This window comes from Burkholderia sp. BCC1638, assembly GCF_902833195.1.
Lineage (GTDB): Bacteria > Pseudomonadota > Gammaproteobacteria > Burkholderiales > Burkholderiaceae > Burkholderia > Burkholderia diffusa.
On the sequence record NZ_CADFEC010000009.1, the window covers coordinates 158,326 to 173,933 of the forward strand.

Here is a 15,608-nt window from a genome sequence, read left to right on the forward strand (position 1 = left end):
CGATCGCAATTCCGCGAAGCAAGGCGGTCGTCGTGGGCGGGTCCGTCACCCCCGCAAATTGGCGGAATAGGCCAGCGACTTGGCGTGAATCACCAACGCTTAACATGCTTACATTCGTGTAATGTGATGACTTCCTCGTGCCCTCAGCTTTGCAGGGCCGTTCGGTCCCGACAACCCGGAAGGCGTCGGGACATTTTTTTTGCCCGCATCGCTGTCGTGCGACATCGCTCGCGACGCATGATTGCCGCACTTTCCCGGCCTCAATTACACATTGGTGAGCGGACCTGCGCGTGCCGGCAACCCGAACCGTCACGCTGCGCAGCGCGACGTCATATGACGCGGAGCGCATCGCTCGCGTGTGTACGTTGAACTGACAGAGCGCACATGGCCGTGTATCCTCCCGGCGGCATATTCGTCACGACCCGTTCAGCACAGGGTCGGGCGTCGCGTCCGTTATTCGCCGCAATACCGCACGAGCAAATCCGCCTCCGTTTCATGCACCTCGACCGGCAGGCTCGTCGCTCCGGCATACGCCAGATAGCGCGCGCGATGCTGACCGTTCCGGAACGACGCGACGCCGACTTTCGACAGGCCCGGAATGCCGAGCAGCGTCCGCGTTCTCGTCTCGCGAAAGGTGATGAAGGGCATCTCGGGAATACGGGGTTCGGCCGGGTCGAGGAAAGCGCGGATGCCGGCGGCCTTGCCGGGCGCCCAGTATTCAACCGAAGGCAGCACATAATCGGTCGTGTCGCGATCGGCGCAGGCGAGCAACTTCGTCAGGTCGACCGTCACGACGCGATGGCGCGAGTCGTCGGAGGCGAATACCCGCTTGAGATGCGTGGAGGCATAGGCGGCATGTCCCGAAAGCGGGATGATCCAGACATCGACACCGTCATGTTGTGCCCGGGCGAGTGACATTGTTTCCTTGGGTGTGGCAAGCGATTATTGTGGCCCGAGTGTAGCAGCGCGACCGCGGCCACGGAGCAGGCGGATACTCGGAATCGACAGGGCAAAATCGTGCGCGAAAAACCTCGGCGCGGAATCGATCGCGCAACGGATACCGGACGGGACGGCGGTGTATTTTCAGTCGAGATCGACAGCTCGCGAGAATATCGCGATACTGCCTGCCGGAATGACTTGCAGCCCCGAATTCACACAAGATTCACGCAGCGCGTGACGCCGGACTGGCGCCGCGCATCATAAGAACCGGGAGGGCGGATTGGCCGGAGAAAGTCATGTCACCGGAACTTGAGATCGAATATCTCGATTACCGCTTCACGTCGACACTCGAAACGCGGGAACCGGGGCGGGTCGCCGTGGTCGACTGGCAACTGGATTCCATTTCGCGAGGCAAGACGTTCGCGTGGGTCGTGCTCGACCGTTTCCTGAAACGCAACGATTTCGCTGACGAGGATGACGCGCGCGCCAATATCGTCGACTGGCTGGAGCAGCTGGTCAGCCCGAAGGGCGCGCCGCTCGTCGAAATTCCCGCGGCGCAGGCGGCTGCCGCCGGTGCTGCAACCAGGGCGGTCGACAGCGATACTTCAACCGCAGAAGTCGTCAGCGATGTCGTCGTTGAAATCGTCAGCGATCTCGACTGGATCGACATGATTGCAGGATGGTTCACGGCCGACCCGGAGTAACGTCAGGTTCGCGCCGTTCCAAAGCGAGTGATTTCGATCGTGAAACGTCGTGTCACGAAAATCCGGAAAGAAAATCCGCTCATTCAAGGAAAGGCGGAATGACGCAACTTTGACGAGGCGCGCGTTGCCGGAGATTGACGCGCGATTAGAAAATCGCCGATATAAATCAAAAAATCCGGACTCGAAACATAAAAGGAAGAGCGCTGCTGACTGCCGGCGTAATCGTCGCCGCCGTCATTCAGGTCGACGATTGCCTCACGAAGGGCGGCAAGGCCGTGCGCGTGCTCGCGACGCCCGTCCCGCTGGCGGCCGACGGCGTGATGATGATCGGTGCCATCGTGTCGTTTCCGTGATCGTCGTGATCGCCGCACCGGCCGCCGGCGTCGCGCTCGGACCGTGACGTGCCGCACGCGGGACCAGGCACGCGAGCTTTCCGCTTGAAAGGGTGAGTTGCCGCACAGACGGTCGCACTAGCCACGATCACAATCTGGCCGGTTGACCGTTCTACCCCGGCCCGGTCAACCATTTCCCCGCTCGCTCGCGCAGGAGCGGGGGCTTTTTCCCCGCACGACGCATGCAAGTCGCGTCGGCGGAAACGGACAGGCGTTCGGCAGGCGGCGTTTCGCGCCACGGCATCCGTTCGCCTGATCCGCATGAATCGCTTTCCTCGTGCCTGGGCGGTTGCCTGGGCCCATCGCCGGTTACGGCCGGCGATGCCTTGGTCCCGGCGGCGCGCCGTCGCGCTGCCGGGATGCTTTTTGTACCGGACCCGTCAAGGTCCGACACGCGCGCAACGCACGTGCCGGCGGGGTCAGCCCGCCTGCTCGACGCTGGTTTCCCAGCCGTCGTATTCGCCGCCGAGCGAACGCACCTCGCGATTGATTTCGAGCGTATGGCGCGTGATGTCGGCCAGCGCCATCGTGCCTTCGTGCGCAAACCGCACGGCCGATTTGCCGTCTTCGGTCGGCGCGACCGATTCGACCAGATAGCCTTTCGACTCGGCCCAGTCGGCGAACTGGTGCGCATCGCTCGGTTCAGGGAAGTAAGCCCAGTGCATCACGCGCCGGCTCACGTCGCTCACGTCGCCTTTCTGCCGCAGCGCCTCGAGCACGCGCATGTCGCGCATCAGTTGCCAGTCGTCGTCGGTCGGGTAGAGCGTGCGCCAGTACGTTTCCTTGTCCGGATCGTCCTGGAATGCGTACTGAAGCGCGTAGGTCGTGCGCTCGGCCAGCGAGTCGACGATCTCGCCCGCGGTTTCCTCGTCGAACGGCACGTAGAACAGGAAATCCTGATTGCCGTCGACCGTGATGCGGCCAACCTGCACGCCGTTTTTCGCGGTCACTGCGGCGTCCAGCAGATCTTCGATGTTTGTGAGACCGGCGAACTCGTCGCTGCTCGGCAGGCCGTCGGGTGTCGGATGCTCGAGCGCGACACGCACGCTGAGCAGCGACGTGCGCGGATCGCTTTCGGCGATTTCCGCAAAGCCGTGATTGAAGCTGATGAAGGCCTGATGGTCGCCCATTCTGGCAGGGAAGGTTCCCCAGGCGTCGGTCATGTGTTTCTCCCGTGCACGATTGTCTGTTGACGGTTGCAAAGCGTCCCAATGTATCATCGAAAATCGCGTTGGCCGAAGCCGCGTGCGGGGATGATCGTGCGTCAGGCTGGCCTGGTGGCGGTTGAACTCGCGGGCTGTCGCGCCATCATCGGCTTCCGTCGTCCGGCGTTCGTCCGGCCGCAACCGTTTCGAAGGAGATCCCGATGTCGATGTTCGCGGTGAATGGTGTCCGAATCGACGTGCGCAGCGCACGTGTGACGCACGTGCGCTGGGCGGCCGTCAATCCGGCGGACAGGTCGTGGGCGGCGACGCCGAGCGAGGCGTCGGTGGCGGAAGTTGCGCGCGCGCTTGCGGCCGGCGACGACGTTCGCGCCGTATTCGACGAAGCGGACGGGACGGTGGTGGGGCCGAGACTGAAGCGCGTGCTTTATCGCGACGCGTCGGAAGGGATCGAACTCGACATCGATGCGACGAGCGAGTCGCGTACGTTGCGTGACCTTCCGCAGATCTGAGAAAAAAATATCCGCAGGCGTGTCGATTTCGGTCGAGTCCGTCCGTCGTAGCATCGGAGGCGTGCGCATCGTGCGTCCGTCCCGATTTCCGACTCGATAACCGACTGAAGGAGCGACATCCATGGCCACGTCCGTCAACCCGATCCCGGAAGGGATGCGCACGCTGACCCCGCATCTGATCTGCGCCGGCGCAGCCGCCGCCATCGACTTCTACAAGCGTGCGTTCAACGCGACCGAACGGTTTCGCCTGCCGACCCCGGACGGCCGGCTCGCGCACGCGTGCCTCGCAATCGGCGATTCGACGCTGATGCTCGTCGATGAAATGCCGGAGCACGGCGCACTCGGGCCGAAGACGCTGAACGGCACGCCGGTCTGCCTCCACCTGTTCGTGCCGGACACCGATGCGGCGATCGCGCAGGCCGTCGCGGCCGGCGCGACCGTCAGAATGCCGGCCACCGATATGTTCTGGGGCGATCGCTACGGCCAGGTAGAGGACCCGTTCGGCCATCGCTGGTCGATCGCGACCCACCAGCGCGACTTGACGCCCGAGCAGATCGCGGAAGCGATGGCGAGTGCGCCGCCGTGCGGAAGCTGACCGAACGGCGCATATCGGATCGAGCGCGGCTGGCGGCAGCGGCGGAGGCGCGTATCGGCGAGCAGTTGATCCGCGCTCAGGCGCCGGCGGCCTTGCCGCGCTGCTTGTCCTCGTACATGCGGCGATCGGCCGATTCGAGCAGGTCGGCTACCGCACGATGTTGCGCGGGATCGTATGCGACGTAGCCGACACTGAACCGGATCGCATAGCCGCGTGCGTCGGCCGCGTTGCGCAGCGCGAGCGCCTGCGTGACGCGCTCGATCGGCTCGCCGACGTCGGCCGGATCGCTGGCGCTCAACAGCACGACGAATTCGTCGCCGCCGAGTCGGGCGATCACGTCGCTGTCGCGCAGCGCACCGGTCAGCGTGTCCGCGAAGGCCATGAGCGCGCGGTCGCCTTCGGCATGGCCGAAGCGGTCGTTGATCGCCTTGAAGCCGTTCAGGTCGAAGAACAGCAGTACCGCGTGCCGGCCCATGCGCTCGCACAGGCTCAGCACGTGGCGCCCGAGAATCTCGAAGCCGCGCCGGTTCGTCAGTTGGGTCAGCTCGTCGGTCGTCGCGAGATGCAGCGCCGCGATTTCGCGTTCGGTCATGTGCGCGAGATCACCGAGCAGCGCGAGTTCGTCGACGGAGAGGTCGCGCGGCCGCGTGTCGATCAGGCACAGCGTGCCGACGGGTGCGCCGTTCGGCGCGGCAAGCGGCCGGCCCGCATAGAAGCGGATGCCGGGCTGGCCGGTGACGAGCGGATTGTCGTGGAAGCGATCGTCGTTGCGCGCGTCCTGGATCACCATCGTTTCGTCGGCGAGCAGCGCATGTGCGCAGAACGAGACGTCGCGCGAGGTCTGCGTGGCGTCGAGGCCCGGATGACTCTTGAACCACTGGCGATTCTCGTCGACGAGGCTGACGAGTGCGATCGGAACGTCGAACAGCCGGCGCGCCAGGCGCGTGAGGCGGTCGAACCGTTCTTCCGGTGGCGTGTCGAGGATCGACAACGAATGAAGCGTCTCGAGCCGGGCCGCCTCGTCGACCGGTTTGGAAGCAATCTGCATTGGCCTTTGTCTCTGGTCCCGGCTGCGAAGCCGGTCATCGATCGTCTGGATGTCGCTCGGAGCGTGCGAAAGCCGTCGGCGCATGCTTGCCGAACTCGCCGCGCATGCCGAACAGTATCGCGCATTCGCCATCGCGCTGCACGTCGTGTTGTGCGGCGTTGCCATGTCGATGCGACACGAACGCTTCACATGTCATGCGTCGCTGCGGGACAAGCAATTTGAGGCCCGGCGGCTCAAGCTCTCCGGTGCGATGCCGTAAACAGGGCAAGATCAATCGCTCATCCACCGCACCATGGCCCGAATTCTCTACGCGGGATATCTCGCGTTGGCGCTGTATCTGCTCTATCCGATGATTCAGAACCCGCTGACCTTCAGTACGGACTGCGTACTCGGTGCGCTGCCGGGCGGGACTCGCGATCGACCGAAGCCTTCGGCCAGCGATGCGCATGCGCATGCGAGCCGGTGTGCCGCGACCACGCAGATCGCGGAGCGGTCGGCCGACATCCACTGATTTCATCAACCGATTCCACCGATCGCGGCGCCGTCGCGCCCGGTGTGCAGGCCATTCGGCCAGGTTGACCGGCATGCAATGCGCACCGATCATCGACGACATGACGGCGCGAATGCACGCAACGATGCGCGTCGGCCGCGCCGCATGCGAACGGCGCGTGGTGATCGCATGCGCGAAGGGTCAGTACGACGAGCGGTACGGCGTACCCTGGTCGAAGCGGCTTTGCCAATGCGCAAGGTAGCGCGACGCGAGTTGCGGATTGTTCCAGACCACGACGACGTTTTCGGAATTGCGGCTGGCTGCCGAGGCACTGTAGTTGAAAGAGCCCGTCTCGACGTGCTCGGCATCGACCACGACATACTTGTCGTGGTGGATCGCATAGGCGTCGATCGTGCGTGTGGGAATGCCCGCGTTGACGAGCAGGTTCAGTGCCTGCTTGCTGCTCTTCGCGCGATTGCCCTTGTCGTCCACGACGACCGCGACATTCACGCCGCGCCGCTTCGCGGCGAGCAGCGCGCGCGTGACGGGCGGCGACGTGAACGAGTAAGCGGCCACGCGAATCGAGGTGCGTGCGGCGCCGATTGCCTTCAGGACGAGCGCCTCGGCACCGCCGTCGGGCGAGAACGCAGATTCGACGACCTGCGTTGTGGGCGCCTCATGGGTCGGGGCCGGTAGAAGTTGCGCGATGAAGTCGATCGCTTGCTGCAGCAGCGATTCGGTTTGCGTCTTGCCGAAGGCGGCGAAGGGCGTGGCGAGCAGGGAAGCGGCGAGGCAGGCAGCAGCGAGGCGTTGGCGCGACAACATCTTGGACAGCGAATGGTTTTGAGACAGCGGGCCGTGAGTGTAACGCAGACACGGCGGCGCGGTCACGCCCGGATGTGAATGCGCGACATCGTGTGATAGTCCGGCGCGGTCGACGTGATGACGTTCATCGTGTCGAGCGGTATCTGCATCGGCTCCGTGATCGTGCGGCGCTGCCATGCGCGCTCGACCCTCGCTACGCGCCATGCGTCAGTCGGCCGCCTCGCGTGCGATCCATCCGGGCCCGGGCTCCGGCTGCACGTCGTGCGCATCGAGCGGCTCGCCGCATGCCGAGCACACCGCGACCGCATGCATCAGCTGACCGCAGGTGCGATGACGCAATTGCACCGGCGGCCCCTGGCCGTCGTCCTTCCAGCGATCGCCCCATGTCATCAGCGCGAGCAGGGCCGGGTAGAGGTCGAGGCCTTTTTCCGTCAACCGGTACTCGAAACGCGGCGGGCGCTCCTGATACGCGCGCTTGACCAGCACGCCTTCGTCGACGAGGCGAGCGAGCCGCTCGGCCAGGACGTGGCGCGTGAGGCCCAGTTGCGTCTGGAACGAATCGAAGCGGCGGCAGCCGAGAAACGCGTTGCGCAGGATCAGCATGGTCCACCGATCGCCGAGCACGGCGAGCGTGCGCGCGACCGAACAGTTCAGCGTGCCGATGTCATCCCATTTCATGATCGAGTCTCGTGCGACGGTTCAGCGAAGGAGCGGGTTCGATTATAGAACTTGCCTTCGGTTGCAACGGGCGGTGGCTGCGTTGACAAGCCCGGTGCGGTTGTCAATAATCAGTTCCAATTTAGAACTTACTCGCGCGGCAACGCGCTTTCAATCAGGAGACAACCCGATGAATCCGCTTTCCCTGTCCGGTCTGGAACTGCTGCGCGCGGCGGCGGCGGGCGATCTGCCGCTCGCGTCGATCTCGGAAACGATCCCGATGCGGCCGCTGGGTGTCGAGCTCGGCTACGTGAAGATGTCCGCGCGTGCGGACGGCCGGCACCTGAATCCGCTCGGTGGCGTGCACGGCGGGTTCGCCGCGACGGTGCTCGACTCGGTCACGGGCTGCGCGGTGCATTCGATGCTCGACGCGGGCGTCGGTTACGGCACGGTCGACCTCCACGTGAAAATGCTGCGCCCCGTGCCGCGCGACGTCGACCTGGTCGCGGAGGGACGCGTGATTCACCTGTCGCGTTCGCTCGGCGTGGCGGAAGGCACGCTGAAGACGCCGGACGACAAGATCGTTGCGCACGCATCGGCAACCTGCTTCATTCAGCGGCCGCAGTGACGCAGCGGGCCGGCGTCGTTACGCCGGCCCGGTTCGTCCGGCATGATCCGGACCGCGGCCGCGCCCGCGCCCGCGAAGGCCGCCTTACCCCGAATGAGCGACGTCGACCGCACATCGCAGGCGGCCTGTAAGCGAACGCACCGGCCATCTGAAGCGTTCGTTTCAATGTGATAGCGTTCCTGCTTTCCACTGACGCGACAGGAACAGCATGGAATACCGCACACTCGGCAATTCGGGCATCGAGGTCAGCCTGATCGGTCTCGGCACGATGACGTGGGGCGAGCAGAATTCTGAACGCGACGCCCACGAGCAGATCGATTACGCGCTCGGGCAGGGCGTCACGCTGATCGATGCCGCGGAAATGTACCCGGTGCCGCCGAAGCCCGATACGCAGGGGCGCACGGAGCAGTACATCGGCACCTGGCTCGCGCAGCATCGGGCGCAGCGCGACCGAATCGTGCTCGCGACGAAGATCGCGGGCCCGGCGCGGCAGCCGCACAATCCGCGTCATATTCGCGGCGAAGGCAACCAGTTCGACCGCAAGAACCTGACCGAGGCGCTCGACGGCAGCCTCAGGCGCTTGCAGACCGACTATGTCGACCTGTATCAGCTGCACTGGCCCGATCGCAGCACGACGACGTTCGGCCGCCCCGCGTATCCGTGGGTCGACGACGCGTACACGGTGCCGATCGAGGAAACGCTGGGCGTGCTCGCGGAATTCGTGAAGGCCGGCAAGGTCCGCGCGATCGGCGTGTCGAACGAAACGCCGTGGGGCGTCGCGCAGTTCCTGCGCGCGGCCGAGAAGCTCGGCTTGCCACGCATCGCCAGCATCCAGAATCCGTACAGCCTGCTGAACCGCACGTTCGAGAACGGCCTGTCCGAGTTCACGCATCGCGATGGCATCGGCCTGCTCGCGTATTCGCCGCTCGCGTTCGGCTGGCTGTCCGGCAAGTACGAGAACGGCGCGCGTCCGGCCGGCGCGCGCATCACGCTGTTCGAGCGCTTCCAGCGTTATAGCAAGCCGCAGGCCGTCGAGGCGACGTCGCGCTACGTCGCGCTCGCGAAACGGCACGGGCTGTCGCCCGCGCAGCTCGCGCTCGCGTTCGTCAACAGCCGGCCGTTCGTGCGCAGCAACCTGGTCGGCGCGACGTCGCTCGCGCAACTGAAGGAGAACATCGGCAGCATCGACGTGACGCTGTCCGACGAGATCCTCGCCGAGATCGACGCGCTGCACGAACGGCAGCCGAACCCGGCGCCGTAAACGGCGAGCGGCCCGCGCGGCACGGTGCCGCGACGGGCCGCGTCCGACGCGCATTGCCACAGGGTCAGCGCATCCCGAACCGCGTGCGCGCGACCAGCAGTGCCACGAGACTCAGCACCGCGCAACCCATCAGGTACAGCGCCGGCGACAGCCGATTGCCGGTCGCGCTGATCAGCCATGTGATCACGAACGGCGCAAAGCCGCCGAACAGCGTGACGCCCGTGTTGTAGCTGACGGCGAGGCCGGTCGCGCGGGTCTGCGACGGAAACAGTTCGGCCATTAGCGCCGGCAGCGCGCCGCAGTACGTCGCCTTCAGCAGCCCGATCCAGATCAGCGCCGCGAGCATCGTCGCGAACGACGCGTGACGCGTGAGCCACACGAACGTCGGCCATACGGTGGCGAGCATCAGCACGGCCGCTGCCGCCATCACGCGGATCCGCCCGGTGCGGTCGGACAGATGGCCGACGAGCGGTGTGACGAGCGTCAGCACGAAGCCGGTCGCGAGCGTCGCCGCGAAGCCCGTCGATGCCGGCAGCCCGAGCTGCTTGATCGCATACGTCGGCATGTACAGCACCATGTAGTTGATCGCGGTCGAGATCACGAGCACCCCGATCGCCAGCAGCACGCGCATCTTCTGGTCCGCGAACAGCTCGCGCACGGGCGCTTCGGAGCGCGCCTGCGTCTTGAACTCGACCCCCTCGTCGACGTAGCGGCGGATGTAGAGCCCCACCGGGCCGATCGCGAGGCCGAACAGGAACGGTACGCGCCACCCCCAGCTTTCGAGTTGCGCGACGCTCAGCGTCGACGTCAGCAGCGCACCGAAGCCCGATGCGAGCAGTGTCGCGAGGCCCTGGCTCGCGAACTGCCAGCTCGACATGAAGCCGCGCCGCTGCGGCGCGTGTTCGACGAGGAACGCGGTCGAGCTCGCGAATTCGCCGCCGGCGGAAAAGCCCTGCATCAGCCGCGACAGCATGATCCCGAGCGGCGCGAGGATGCCGATCGATGCATAGGTCGGCATCAGCTCGATCAGCAGCGTGCCGACCATCATCATCCCGATCGACAGCAGCAGCGATGCCTTGCGGCCCGCGCGGTCCGCGTAGGCGCCGAGCACAAAGCCGCCGATCGGCCGGATCAGGTAGGAGAGCCCGAACGTGCCGAGCGTGAGCAGCAGCGACGTCGCCTCGCTCGTCGTGGGGAAGAACAGCTTGGCGATCGTCACCGCGAAAAAGCCGTAGACGATCAAGTCGAACCATTCGAGTGCATTGCCGATCGACGCGGCGAAGATGATGCGCCGGATCTTCGCGGCGCTGGGGCGCGCGGCGTCCTGCGAGGTCAGGGTGGTCGTATTCATCGTGTGAGCAGGTCCCGAGAAAGGGGCGAAGCGCGTTACAGGGCGGCGCCGGCCGCGGCGGGTGCCGCGCGGCGAACGGGCGGCGCGGCCTCGCCGAGATCCCAGAAGAGGCCGGCCATCATCTGCAGTCCCTCGCGCACGACGCTCGCGAGCAGGTGCTCGTCGGGCGCGTGCTGCGAGCACGCCGGATACGAGTGCGGCACCCACAGCGTCGGCAGCCCCAGCGTATCGGCGAACACTTCGTTCGGCAGCGTGCCGCCGAGGTTCGGCAGGATCGCGGGCTTCTTGCCGGTCGTGCGCGCGAGCGACGCGACAGCCCAGCGGACCCACGGATCGTCCGGCGGCAGGCGCGTCGCCGGCGCGCCGCGTTCGACGTCGATCTCGATGTCGGCGAAGCCGTGCGCATCGAGATGCGCGCGCAGATGCGCATGCAGCGCTTGCCAGTCGGTGCCGACTACGAAACGCAACTGGCAGTGCGCGTATGCGACGGGCGGAATCGCATTGACCGGGTGATCGGGATTGCCGGCCTTGAACGCGAGAATCTCGAACGTATTCCAGCCGAACACGCGCTCGGCGGCCGAGAGGCCCGGCTCGCCCCAGTCGGCGTCGAGCGCCGGATCGCCGGGGCCGCCGCCGACGGACAGGTCGGCGAGCGCGGCGCGCACGGCGGCCGGGATCGGCGGCGGGCGCAGCCCGGCGACGCGGATCGCGCCGCGCGCGTCGACGACGCTCGCGAGCGCGTTCGCGAGCACGGTCGCCGGGTTGCGCAGCAGGCCGCCCCAGTTGCCCGAGTGATGGCCGCCATCGCGTGCGCGCAGGCTCAGCTTGAAGTTGACCGAACCGCGCGAGCCGAGGAACACGGTCGGCCGTTCGGCGGTGAGGCGTGGCCCGTCGGACGCGATCAGCACGTCGGCCGCGAGCGCGTCGCGCTCCTGGCGGCACAGTGCGTCGAGGCCCGGCGACCCCGTTTCCTCGCCCATCTCGATCAGCAGTTTTGCGTTGAAGCCGAGCCGGCCGCCGCGCGCGGCGAGCACGCTCGCCAGCGCGGCCAGGTTGATCGTGTGCTGGCCCTTGTTGTCGGCACTGCCGCGGCCGTACCAGCGATCGCCGTCGACGGTCAGCGTCCACGGCGACAGCGGTGCGCGCCATTGCGCGTCGTAGCCGCGCACGACGTCGCCGTGACCGTAGACGAGCACGGTCGGCAGCGCGTCGTCCTCGTGGCGCGACGCCAGCAGGAACGGGCCGCCGCCGTCGACGGGGTTCTCGACGATGCGCGACGTGAAGCCCAGACGCGCGGCCTCCGGCGCGATCTCGTCGGTCAGGTAGGCGCGCAGCGCGGCGCTCGAGCCGCTGTCCTGGCTTTCGGTGCGCAGGCCGACGCGGCGGCTCAGGGTCGTGAAGAACGCGCCCGATTCGAACTGGGTCAGCGCGTGCTGGATGGCGGCGGTACGGCTCAAGACGTGTCTCCTGTATCGGTTTTCCGGTGGGTGCGGGCGCGCACGGCCGAGAGTGCGATCGATTCTAGAAAGCCGTTTTTTTTGTCACAATGATCGAATTTCGAACATTTCTTTGCCGAAAAGGCAAAGCGGAGCGGCCTCGGTGACGGGCCCGGGGACAGAACAATGGCGGCTTTCCTGCATGGTCTTGCGTTGCGGTATTTCGTCGAAGTGGCGCGCACGGGGTCGATCAGCGACGCATCCGCGAGGCTGCACGTGGCCGTCTCGGCGATCAGCCGGCAGATCGCGAAGCTCGAGAGCGAACTCGGCGCGCCGCTGTTCGAACGCCGGCCGCGCGGGATGGCATTGTCGGAGGCCGGCGAGCGGCTGCTGGGCTTCGCGCAGCGCAGCCTGCTGGAGGCCGAGCATGTGATGAAGGAAATCGGCGGATTGGAGGCGCTGCACGGCAGCCTGTTGAAGATCGCCTGCTCGGAAGGGTTCGCGATCGATTTCCTGCCGGGCGCGCTCGCGGGCTTCAAGGCGCGCCACCCGGGCGTCGATTTCTCGGTGTGGGTCGTGTCGCCGGCGGAGGCGACACGGCGCGTGCGCGACGGCGATGCCGACATCGGTCTGACGTTCAGCCTGGCGCCGGAGAAGGGCGTGCGTGTCGAACACACGGAGCGTGCGCCGGTCTTCGCGCTCGTGCGGCGCGATCATCCGCTCGCGGCGCGCGACTCGGTGTCGCTTGCCGATGTCGCGCGGCATCCGCACGTGCTGCCCGAGGCCGGTACGACGGTGCGCCAGCTGATCGACATCGCGTGCGTGCTCGACGGGCTCATGCTCGAGCCGGAACTGACCAGCAACAACACCGCGGCGATGTACCGCTACGCGCAGCGTACCGGCGCGGTGATGTTCACGGGGCTGCTATCGGTGCGGGACCGTTTCGACGCGGACGGCTTCGTCGTCTTGCCCGTCACGAATCCCCAGCTACGCGAGCGCAGCATCCAGGTGCAGACCATGGCGGGGCGCGATCTGCCCGCGTCGGTGCGCGCGTTTCGCGACCATCTGATCGACGTGATGAGCAGCGCGTCGCCCCCGCCGGTTGCCGTGCACGGCCCGAGACGCCCGGGCATGAGATAATCGCGAATCCGCCTTCCGTGCCCGTGCGGCTCGCCGAGCCGCATCGCCCCTGTTCGACGCCAAATTGAAGAACCTGATTGTCACCCTCGATCGCGCCGGCGAGTTCGACGAGATCATCGACGTGCGCACGCCGCTCGAGTTCGCCGAGGATCATATTCCCGGCGCGCTGAACGCGCCCGTGCTCAGCAACGAGGAGCGCGTGATCGTCGGCACGATGTACCGCCAGGTGTCGCCGTACGAGGCGACGCGCGTCGGCGCGGCGATGGTCGCGCGCAACATCGCGCGCCATCTCGACACCACGTTCGCCGATCGGCCGCGCAACTGGCGGCCGTTGATCTACTGCTGGCGCGGCGGCAAGCGTTCCGGTTCGATGACGACCTGGTTCAACCTGATCGGCTGGCAGGCGCGCCAGCTCGAGGGTGGGTACAAGTCGTACCGCCGCTCGGTATGCGCGACGCTCGATACGCTGCCGACGCGGTTCCGCTACATCGCGCTCGTCGGTCACACGGGCTGCGGCAAGACGCGGCTCCTGAACGCGCTGCGCGACGAAGGCGCACAGACGCTCGATCTCGAGGCGCTCGCATGCCACCGCGGCTCGCTGCTCGGTGCGTTGCCGGGGGTGCCGCAGCCGACGCAGAAGTCCTTCGATTCGAGGCTCGTCGGCGCGCTCGAGCGTTTCGACCCCGCATGGCCCGTGTTCGTCGAATCGGAAAGCCGCAAGATCGGGCTCGTGCAGCTGCCGCTCGCGTTGCTGGACGCGTTTCACGCGGGGCCGTGGGTGCAGGTCGAGGCAGCGCACGACGAACGTATCGCTTTCCTGCTCGAGGATTACGCCCATCTGTTCGACGAGCCGGCAGTGTTCAAGGCGCAGCTCGAACGGCTGATCGGCCTGCACAGCCGTGAAGAGGTCGCGCGCTGGAGCGCACTGATCGATGCGAACGAGCGCACCGAACTGTTCCGCACGCTGATCGACAAGCATTACGATCCCGCCTATGCGCGCACCTATCGTTCGTCGCACGACAAGCCGAATCGCGCACTGACGTTCACTTTCCGGCCGAACGCGGCCGACGGGCGCCACCAGGCGCGCGCGCTGCTCGACGCGCTCGCGCAGGCGGGACTGCCGGCATCGCCCGCCGCCGGCGCGGCGGCGCGAGCCGACATCGACAACAACCCTACGATCACCACACGATGACGACCACACGCACCCAACCCAGTCCGGCGCTCGGCTGGATGACTTTCCTGCTGATCGCGGTCGCGGGACTGTTCTACGTGAAATGGTTCCCGTATTACAACAAGGCGTTCGTCGCCGCCGAGCATCATTCGATCGGCCAGTCGATCCTGATGGGCACGTCGGCGAGCGCGCCCGAGCCGTCGCTGAAGGCGGCGCTCGACTACGCGTGGGCGTACGGCAAGGCGATCTGGCAGGCCATGGTGCTCGGTCTGCTGCTCGGTTCGGCCGTGCAGGCGCTGCTGCCGGCGCACTGGGTCGCGCGCGTGCTCGGCCGCACGGGCTTCGGCAGTGTCGCCGCGGGCGGCCTGCTGTCGCTGCCCGGCATGATGTGCACGTGCTGCGCGGCGCCGGTCGTCGCGGGCCTCCGCGCGCGGCACGCGTCGCCGGGCGGCGCGGTCGCGTTCTGGCTCGGCAACACGGTCCTGAATCCGGCCGCGCTGGTGTTCATGGGCTTCGTGCTCGGCTGGCACTGGAGCGCGCTGCGGCTCGTGCTCGGCGTCGCGATGGTGTTCGGGATCGGCTATCTGCTGAACCGTATCGCGCGTCCCGAGGATCGCAGCATCGACGATGCGCAACTCGCCGCGCTGGTGGCCGAGCAGGCCGCCGCGGGCAATCCGTTTGTCCGCTGGATGAAGCTGCTCGCACGCATGGCCGTGCGGCTCGTGCCCGAATACATCGTGCTCGTGCTGCTGCTCGGCGCGGCGCGCGCGTGGCTGTTCCCGCATATCGGCCCGGACATCGGCAATCATCTCGGCTGGATCATCGCGTTCGCGGTCGCGGGCACGTTGTTCGTGATCCCGACGGCCGGCGAGGTGCCGATCATCCAGGCGATGCTGTCGCTCGGCATGGGCGTCGGCCCGGCCGCTGCGCTGTTGATGACGCTGCCGCCAATCAGCGTGCCGTCGCTCGCGATGCTCGCGCGCTCGTTCAAGCCGTACATGCTGGTGATCGTCACGGGCCTCGTCGTCGTGTTCGGGATCGTGAGCGGGCTGCTCGCGATCGCGTTCGGGTTCTGACGGACACGCGGGCGGAACGGCGATCGGGCGCGACGGCCGGACAAGTCCGGCGCGTGTGCCCGGTCGGAGCGCGGGGCGCGACATGCCCGGCTGCCGGCGACCGGGCCTGTGCGATGGCAGCAGTGCCGCGCGCCGACCGATCCCGCCGCGCGACCGTCGTATTCATCCGGCGCCGCCGCTTCACGCGCGCGGTGCCCTTTACAAGAAGCAAACAGGAAAA

17 protein-coding genes are annotated in these 15,608 nt (G+C 66.7%); 10 read left to right on the top strand and 7 right to left on the bottom strand.

The window, feature by feature from the left end; genetic code table 11:
- Nucleotides 1–453 precede the first annotated feature (453 nt).
- The gene (locus tag HWX22_RS13605) at nt 454–918 is read right to left on the bottom strand and encodes a hypothetical protein (RefSeq protein WP_059818131.1); all 465 of its coding nucleotides are present in this window, start codon (nt 916–918) and stop codon (nt 454–456) included.
- 317 nt (nt 919–1,235) lie between these two features.
- On the opposite strand from HWX22_RS13605, the gene HWX22_RS13610 reads away from it, so the two are divergent.
- Nucleotides 1,236–1,643 (top strand): hypothetical protein, encoded by a 408-nt coding sequence (locus HWX22_RS13610; RefSeq protein ID WP_175915804.1) that lies wholly within the window; start codon nt 1,236–1,238, stop codon nt 1,641–1,643.
- Between the two features lie 811 nt (nt 1,644–2,454).
- Here the strand turns inward: HWX22_RS13610 and HWX22_RS13615 are convergent.
- Complete coding sequence (locus HWX22_RS13615) at nt 2,455–3,198, bottom strand: DUF695 domain-containing protein (protein WP_059691771.1); 744 nt, start codon at nt 3,196–3,198, stop codon at nt 2,455–2,457.
- A 203-nt stretch (nt 3,199–3,401) separates the two neighbouring features.
- Between HWX22_RS13615 and HWX22_RS13620 the strand changes: the two genes are divergently transcribed.
- A complete protein-coding gene (locus HWX22_RS13620; protein ID WP_175915805.1) occupies nt 3,402–3,710 on the top strand; it encodes a phosphatidylserine/phosphatidylglycerophosphate/cardiolipin synthase in 309 nt (102 codons plus the stop codon).
- 121 nt (nt 3,711–3,831) lie between these two features.
- Nucleotides 3,832–4,305 (top strand): VOC family protein, encoded by a 474-nt coding sequence (locus HWX22_RS13625; protein ID WP_059524512.1) that lies wholly within the window; start codon nt 3,832–3,834, stop codon nt 4,303–4,305.
- 76 nt (nt 4,306–4,381) lie between these two features.
- Here the strand turns inward: HWX22_RS13625 and HWX22_RS13630 are convergent, their stop codons facing one another.
- On the bottom strand, nt 4,382–5,353 hold the full coding sequence (locus tag HWX22_RS13630; RefSeq protein WP_175911305.1) for a sensor domain-containing diguanylate cyclase: 972 nt from the start codon (nt 5,351–5,353) through the stop codon (nt 4,382–4,384).
- Between the two features lie 82 nt (nt 5,354–5,435).
- Here HWX22_RS13630 and HWX22_RS13635 point away from each other — a divergent pair, with 82 nt between their 5' ends.
- A complete protein-coding gene (locus tag HWX22_RS13635) occupies nt 5,436–5,612 on the top strand; it encodes a hypothetical protein (protein ID WP_175911306.1) in 177 nt (58 codons plus the stop codon).
- A gap of 33 nt (nt 5,613–5,645) precedes the next feature.
- Nucleotides 5,646–5,864, top strand: coding sequence for a hypothetical protein (locus tag HWX22_RS13640; RefSeq protein ID WP_175915806.1), 219 nt, complete (start codon nt 5,646–5,648; stop codon nt 5,862–5,864).
- A 180-nt stretch (nt 5,865–6,044) separates the two neighbouring features.
- Here the strand turns inward: HWX22_RS13640 and HWX22_RS13645 are convergent, their stop codons facing one another.
- Together HWX22_RS13645 and HWX22_RS13650 are read right to left on the bottom strand one after the other, a co-directional pair.
- Nucleotides 6,045–6,668, bottom strand: a complete 624-nt coding sequence (locus tag HWX22_RS13645; protein WP_175911310.1) for a phospholipase D family protein — start codon at nt 6,666–6,668, stop codon at nt 6,045–6,047.
- A gap of 207 nt (nt 6,669–6,875) precedes the next feature.
- A complete protein-coding gene (locus HWX22_RS13650; RefSeq protein ID WP_175911311.1) occupies nt 6,876–7,346 on the bottom strand; it encodes a helix-turn-helix domain-containing protein in 471 nt (156 codons plus the stop codon).
- A 169-nt stretch (nt 7,347–7,515) separates the two neighbouring features.
- On the opposite strand from HWX22_RS13650, the gene HWX22_RS13655 reads away from it, so the two are divergent.
- Both HWX22_RS13655 and HWX22_RS13660 read left to right on the top strand, forming a co-directional pair.
- On the top strand, nt 7,516–7,953 hold the full coding sequence (locus HWX22_RS13655) for a PaaI family thioesterase (protein ID WP_175911313.1): 438 nt from the start codon (nt 7,516–7,518) through the stop codon (nt 7,951–7,953).
- Between the two features lie 208 nt (nt 7,954–8,161).
- A complete protein-coding gene (locus tag HWX22_RS13660) occupies nt 8,162–9,214 on the top strand; it encodes an NADP(H)-dependent aldo-keto reductase (RefSeq protein ID WP_175911314.1) in 1,053 nt (350 codons plus the stop codon).
- A 64-nt stretch (nt 9,215–9,278) separates the two neighbouring features.
- Here the strand turns inward: HWX22_RS13660 and HWX22_RS13665 are convergent, their stop codons facing one another.
- A complete protein-coding gene (locus tag HWX22_RS13665; RefSeq protein WP_175915807.1) occupies nt 9,279–10,565 on the bottom strand; it encodes an MFS transporter in 1,287 nt (428 codons plus the stop codon).
- A gap of 35 nt (nt 10,566–10,600) precedes the next feature.
- Complete coding sequence (locus tag HWX22_RS13670; protein WP_175915808.1) at nt 10,601–12,022, bottom strand: M20 family metallopeptidase; 1,422 nt, start codon at nt 12,020–12,022, stop codon at nt 10,601–10,603.
- Between the two features lie 165 nt (nt 12,023–12,187).
- Here HWX22_RS13670 and HWX22_RS13675 point away from each other — a divergent pair, with 165 nt between their 5' ends.
- The 3 genes from HWX22_RS13675 (at nt 12,188) to HWX22_RS13685 (ending at nt 15,388) form a co-directional block, all read left to right on the top strand.
- A complete protein-coding gene (locus HWX22_RS13675) occupies nt 12,188–13,141 on the top strand; it encodes a LysR family transcriptional regulator (RefSeq protein WP_175915809.1) in 954 nt (317 codons plus the stop codon).
- A gap of 64 nt (nt 13,142–13,205) precedes the next feature.
- Nucleotides 13,206–14,333: a tRNA 2-selenouridine(34) synthase MnmH gene (gene mnmH, locus HWX22_RS13680; RefSeq protein ID WP_175911317.1), complete on the top strand. Its 1,128-nt coding sequence runs from the start codon at nt 13,206–13,208 to the stop codon at nt 14,331–14,333.
- A complete protein-coding gene (locus HWX22_RS13685; protein ID WP_175915810.1) occupies nt 14,330–15,388 on the top strand; it encodes a permease in 1,059 nt (352 codons plus the stop codon). Before mnmH ends, HWX22_RS13685 begins: the two co-directional genes overlap by 4 nt.
- The last annotated feature ends 220 nt before the right edge of the window (nt 15,389–15,608 follow it).

Bases quoted from the DNA above. Each gene is read 5' to 3' on its own strand.
- HWX22_RS13615 (WP_059691771.1), bottom strand. From the start codon at position 3,198: ATGACCGACGCCTGGGGAACCTTCCCTGCCAGAATGGGCGACCATCAG.
- HWX22_RS13655 (WP_175911313.1), top strand. From the start codon at position 7,516: ATGAATCCGCTTTCCCTGTCCGGTCTGGAACTGCTGCGCGCGGCGGCG.
- HWX22_RS13665 (WP_175915807.1), bottom strand. From the start codon at position 10,565: ATGAATACGACCACCCTGACCTCGCAGGACGCCGCGCGCCCCAGCGCC.
- HWX22_RS13605 (WP_059818131.1), bottom strand. From the start codon at position 918: ATGTCACTCGCCCGGGCACAACATGACGGTGTCGATGTCTGGATCATC.
- HWX22_RS13660 (WP_175911314.1), top strand. From the start codon at position 8,162: ATGGAATACCGCACACTCGGCAATTCGGGCATCGAGGTCAGCCTGATC.
- HWX22_RS13635 (WP_175911306.1), top strand. From the start codon at position 5,436: ATGCTTGCCGAACTCGCCGCGCATGCCGAACAGTATCGCGCATTCGCC.
- HWX22_RS13625 (WP_059524512.1), top strand. From the start codon at position 3,832: ATGGCCACGTCCGTCAACCCGATCCCGGAAGGGATGCGCACGCTGACC.
- HWX22_RS13650 (WP_175911311.1), bottom strand. From the start codon at position 7,346: ATGAAATGGGATGACATCGGCACGCTGAACTGTTCGGTCGCGCGCACG.
- HWX22_RS13675 (WP_175915809.1), top strand. From the start codon at position 12,188: ATGGCGGCTTTCCTGCATGGTCTTGCGTTGCGGTATTTCGTCGAAGTG.
- HWX22_RS13630 (WP_175911305.1), bottom strand. From the start codon at position 5,353: ATGCAGATTGCTTCCAAACCGGTCGACGAGGCGGCCCGGCTCGAGACG.
- HWX22_RS13640 (WP_175915806.1), top strand. From the start codon at position 5,646: ATGGCCCGAATTCTCTACGCGGGATATCTCGCGTTGGCGCTGTATCTG.
- HWX22_RS13685 (WP_175915810.1), top strand. From the start codon at position 14,330: ATGACGACCACACGCACCCAACCCAGTCCGGCGCTCGGCTGGATGACT.
- HWX22_RS13645 (WP_175911310.1), bottom strand. From the start codon at position 6,668: ATGTTGTCGCGCCAACGCCTCGCTGCTGCCTGCCTCGCCGCTTCCCTG.
- HWX22_RS13620 (WP_175915805.1), top strand. From the start codon at position 3,402: ATGTCGATGTTCGCGGTGAATGGTGTCCGAATCGACGTGCGCAGCGCA.
- HWX22_RS13610 (WP_175915804.1), top strand. From the start codon at position 1,236: ATGTCACCGGAACTTGAGATCGAATATCTCGATTACCGCTTCACGTCG.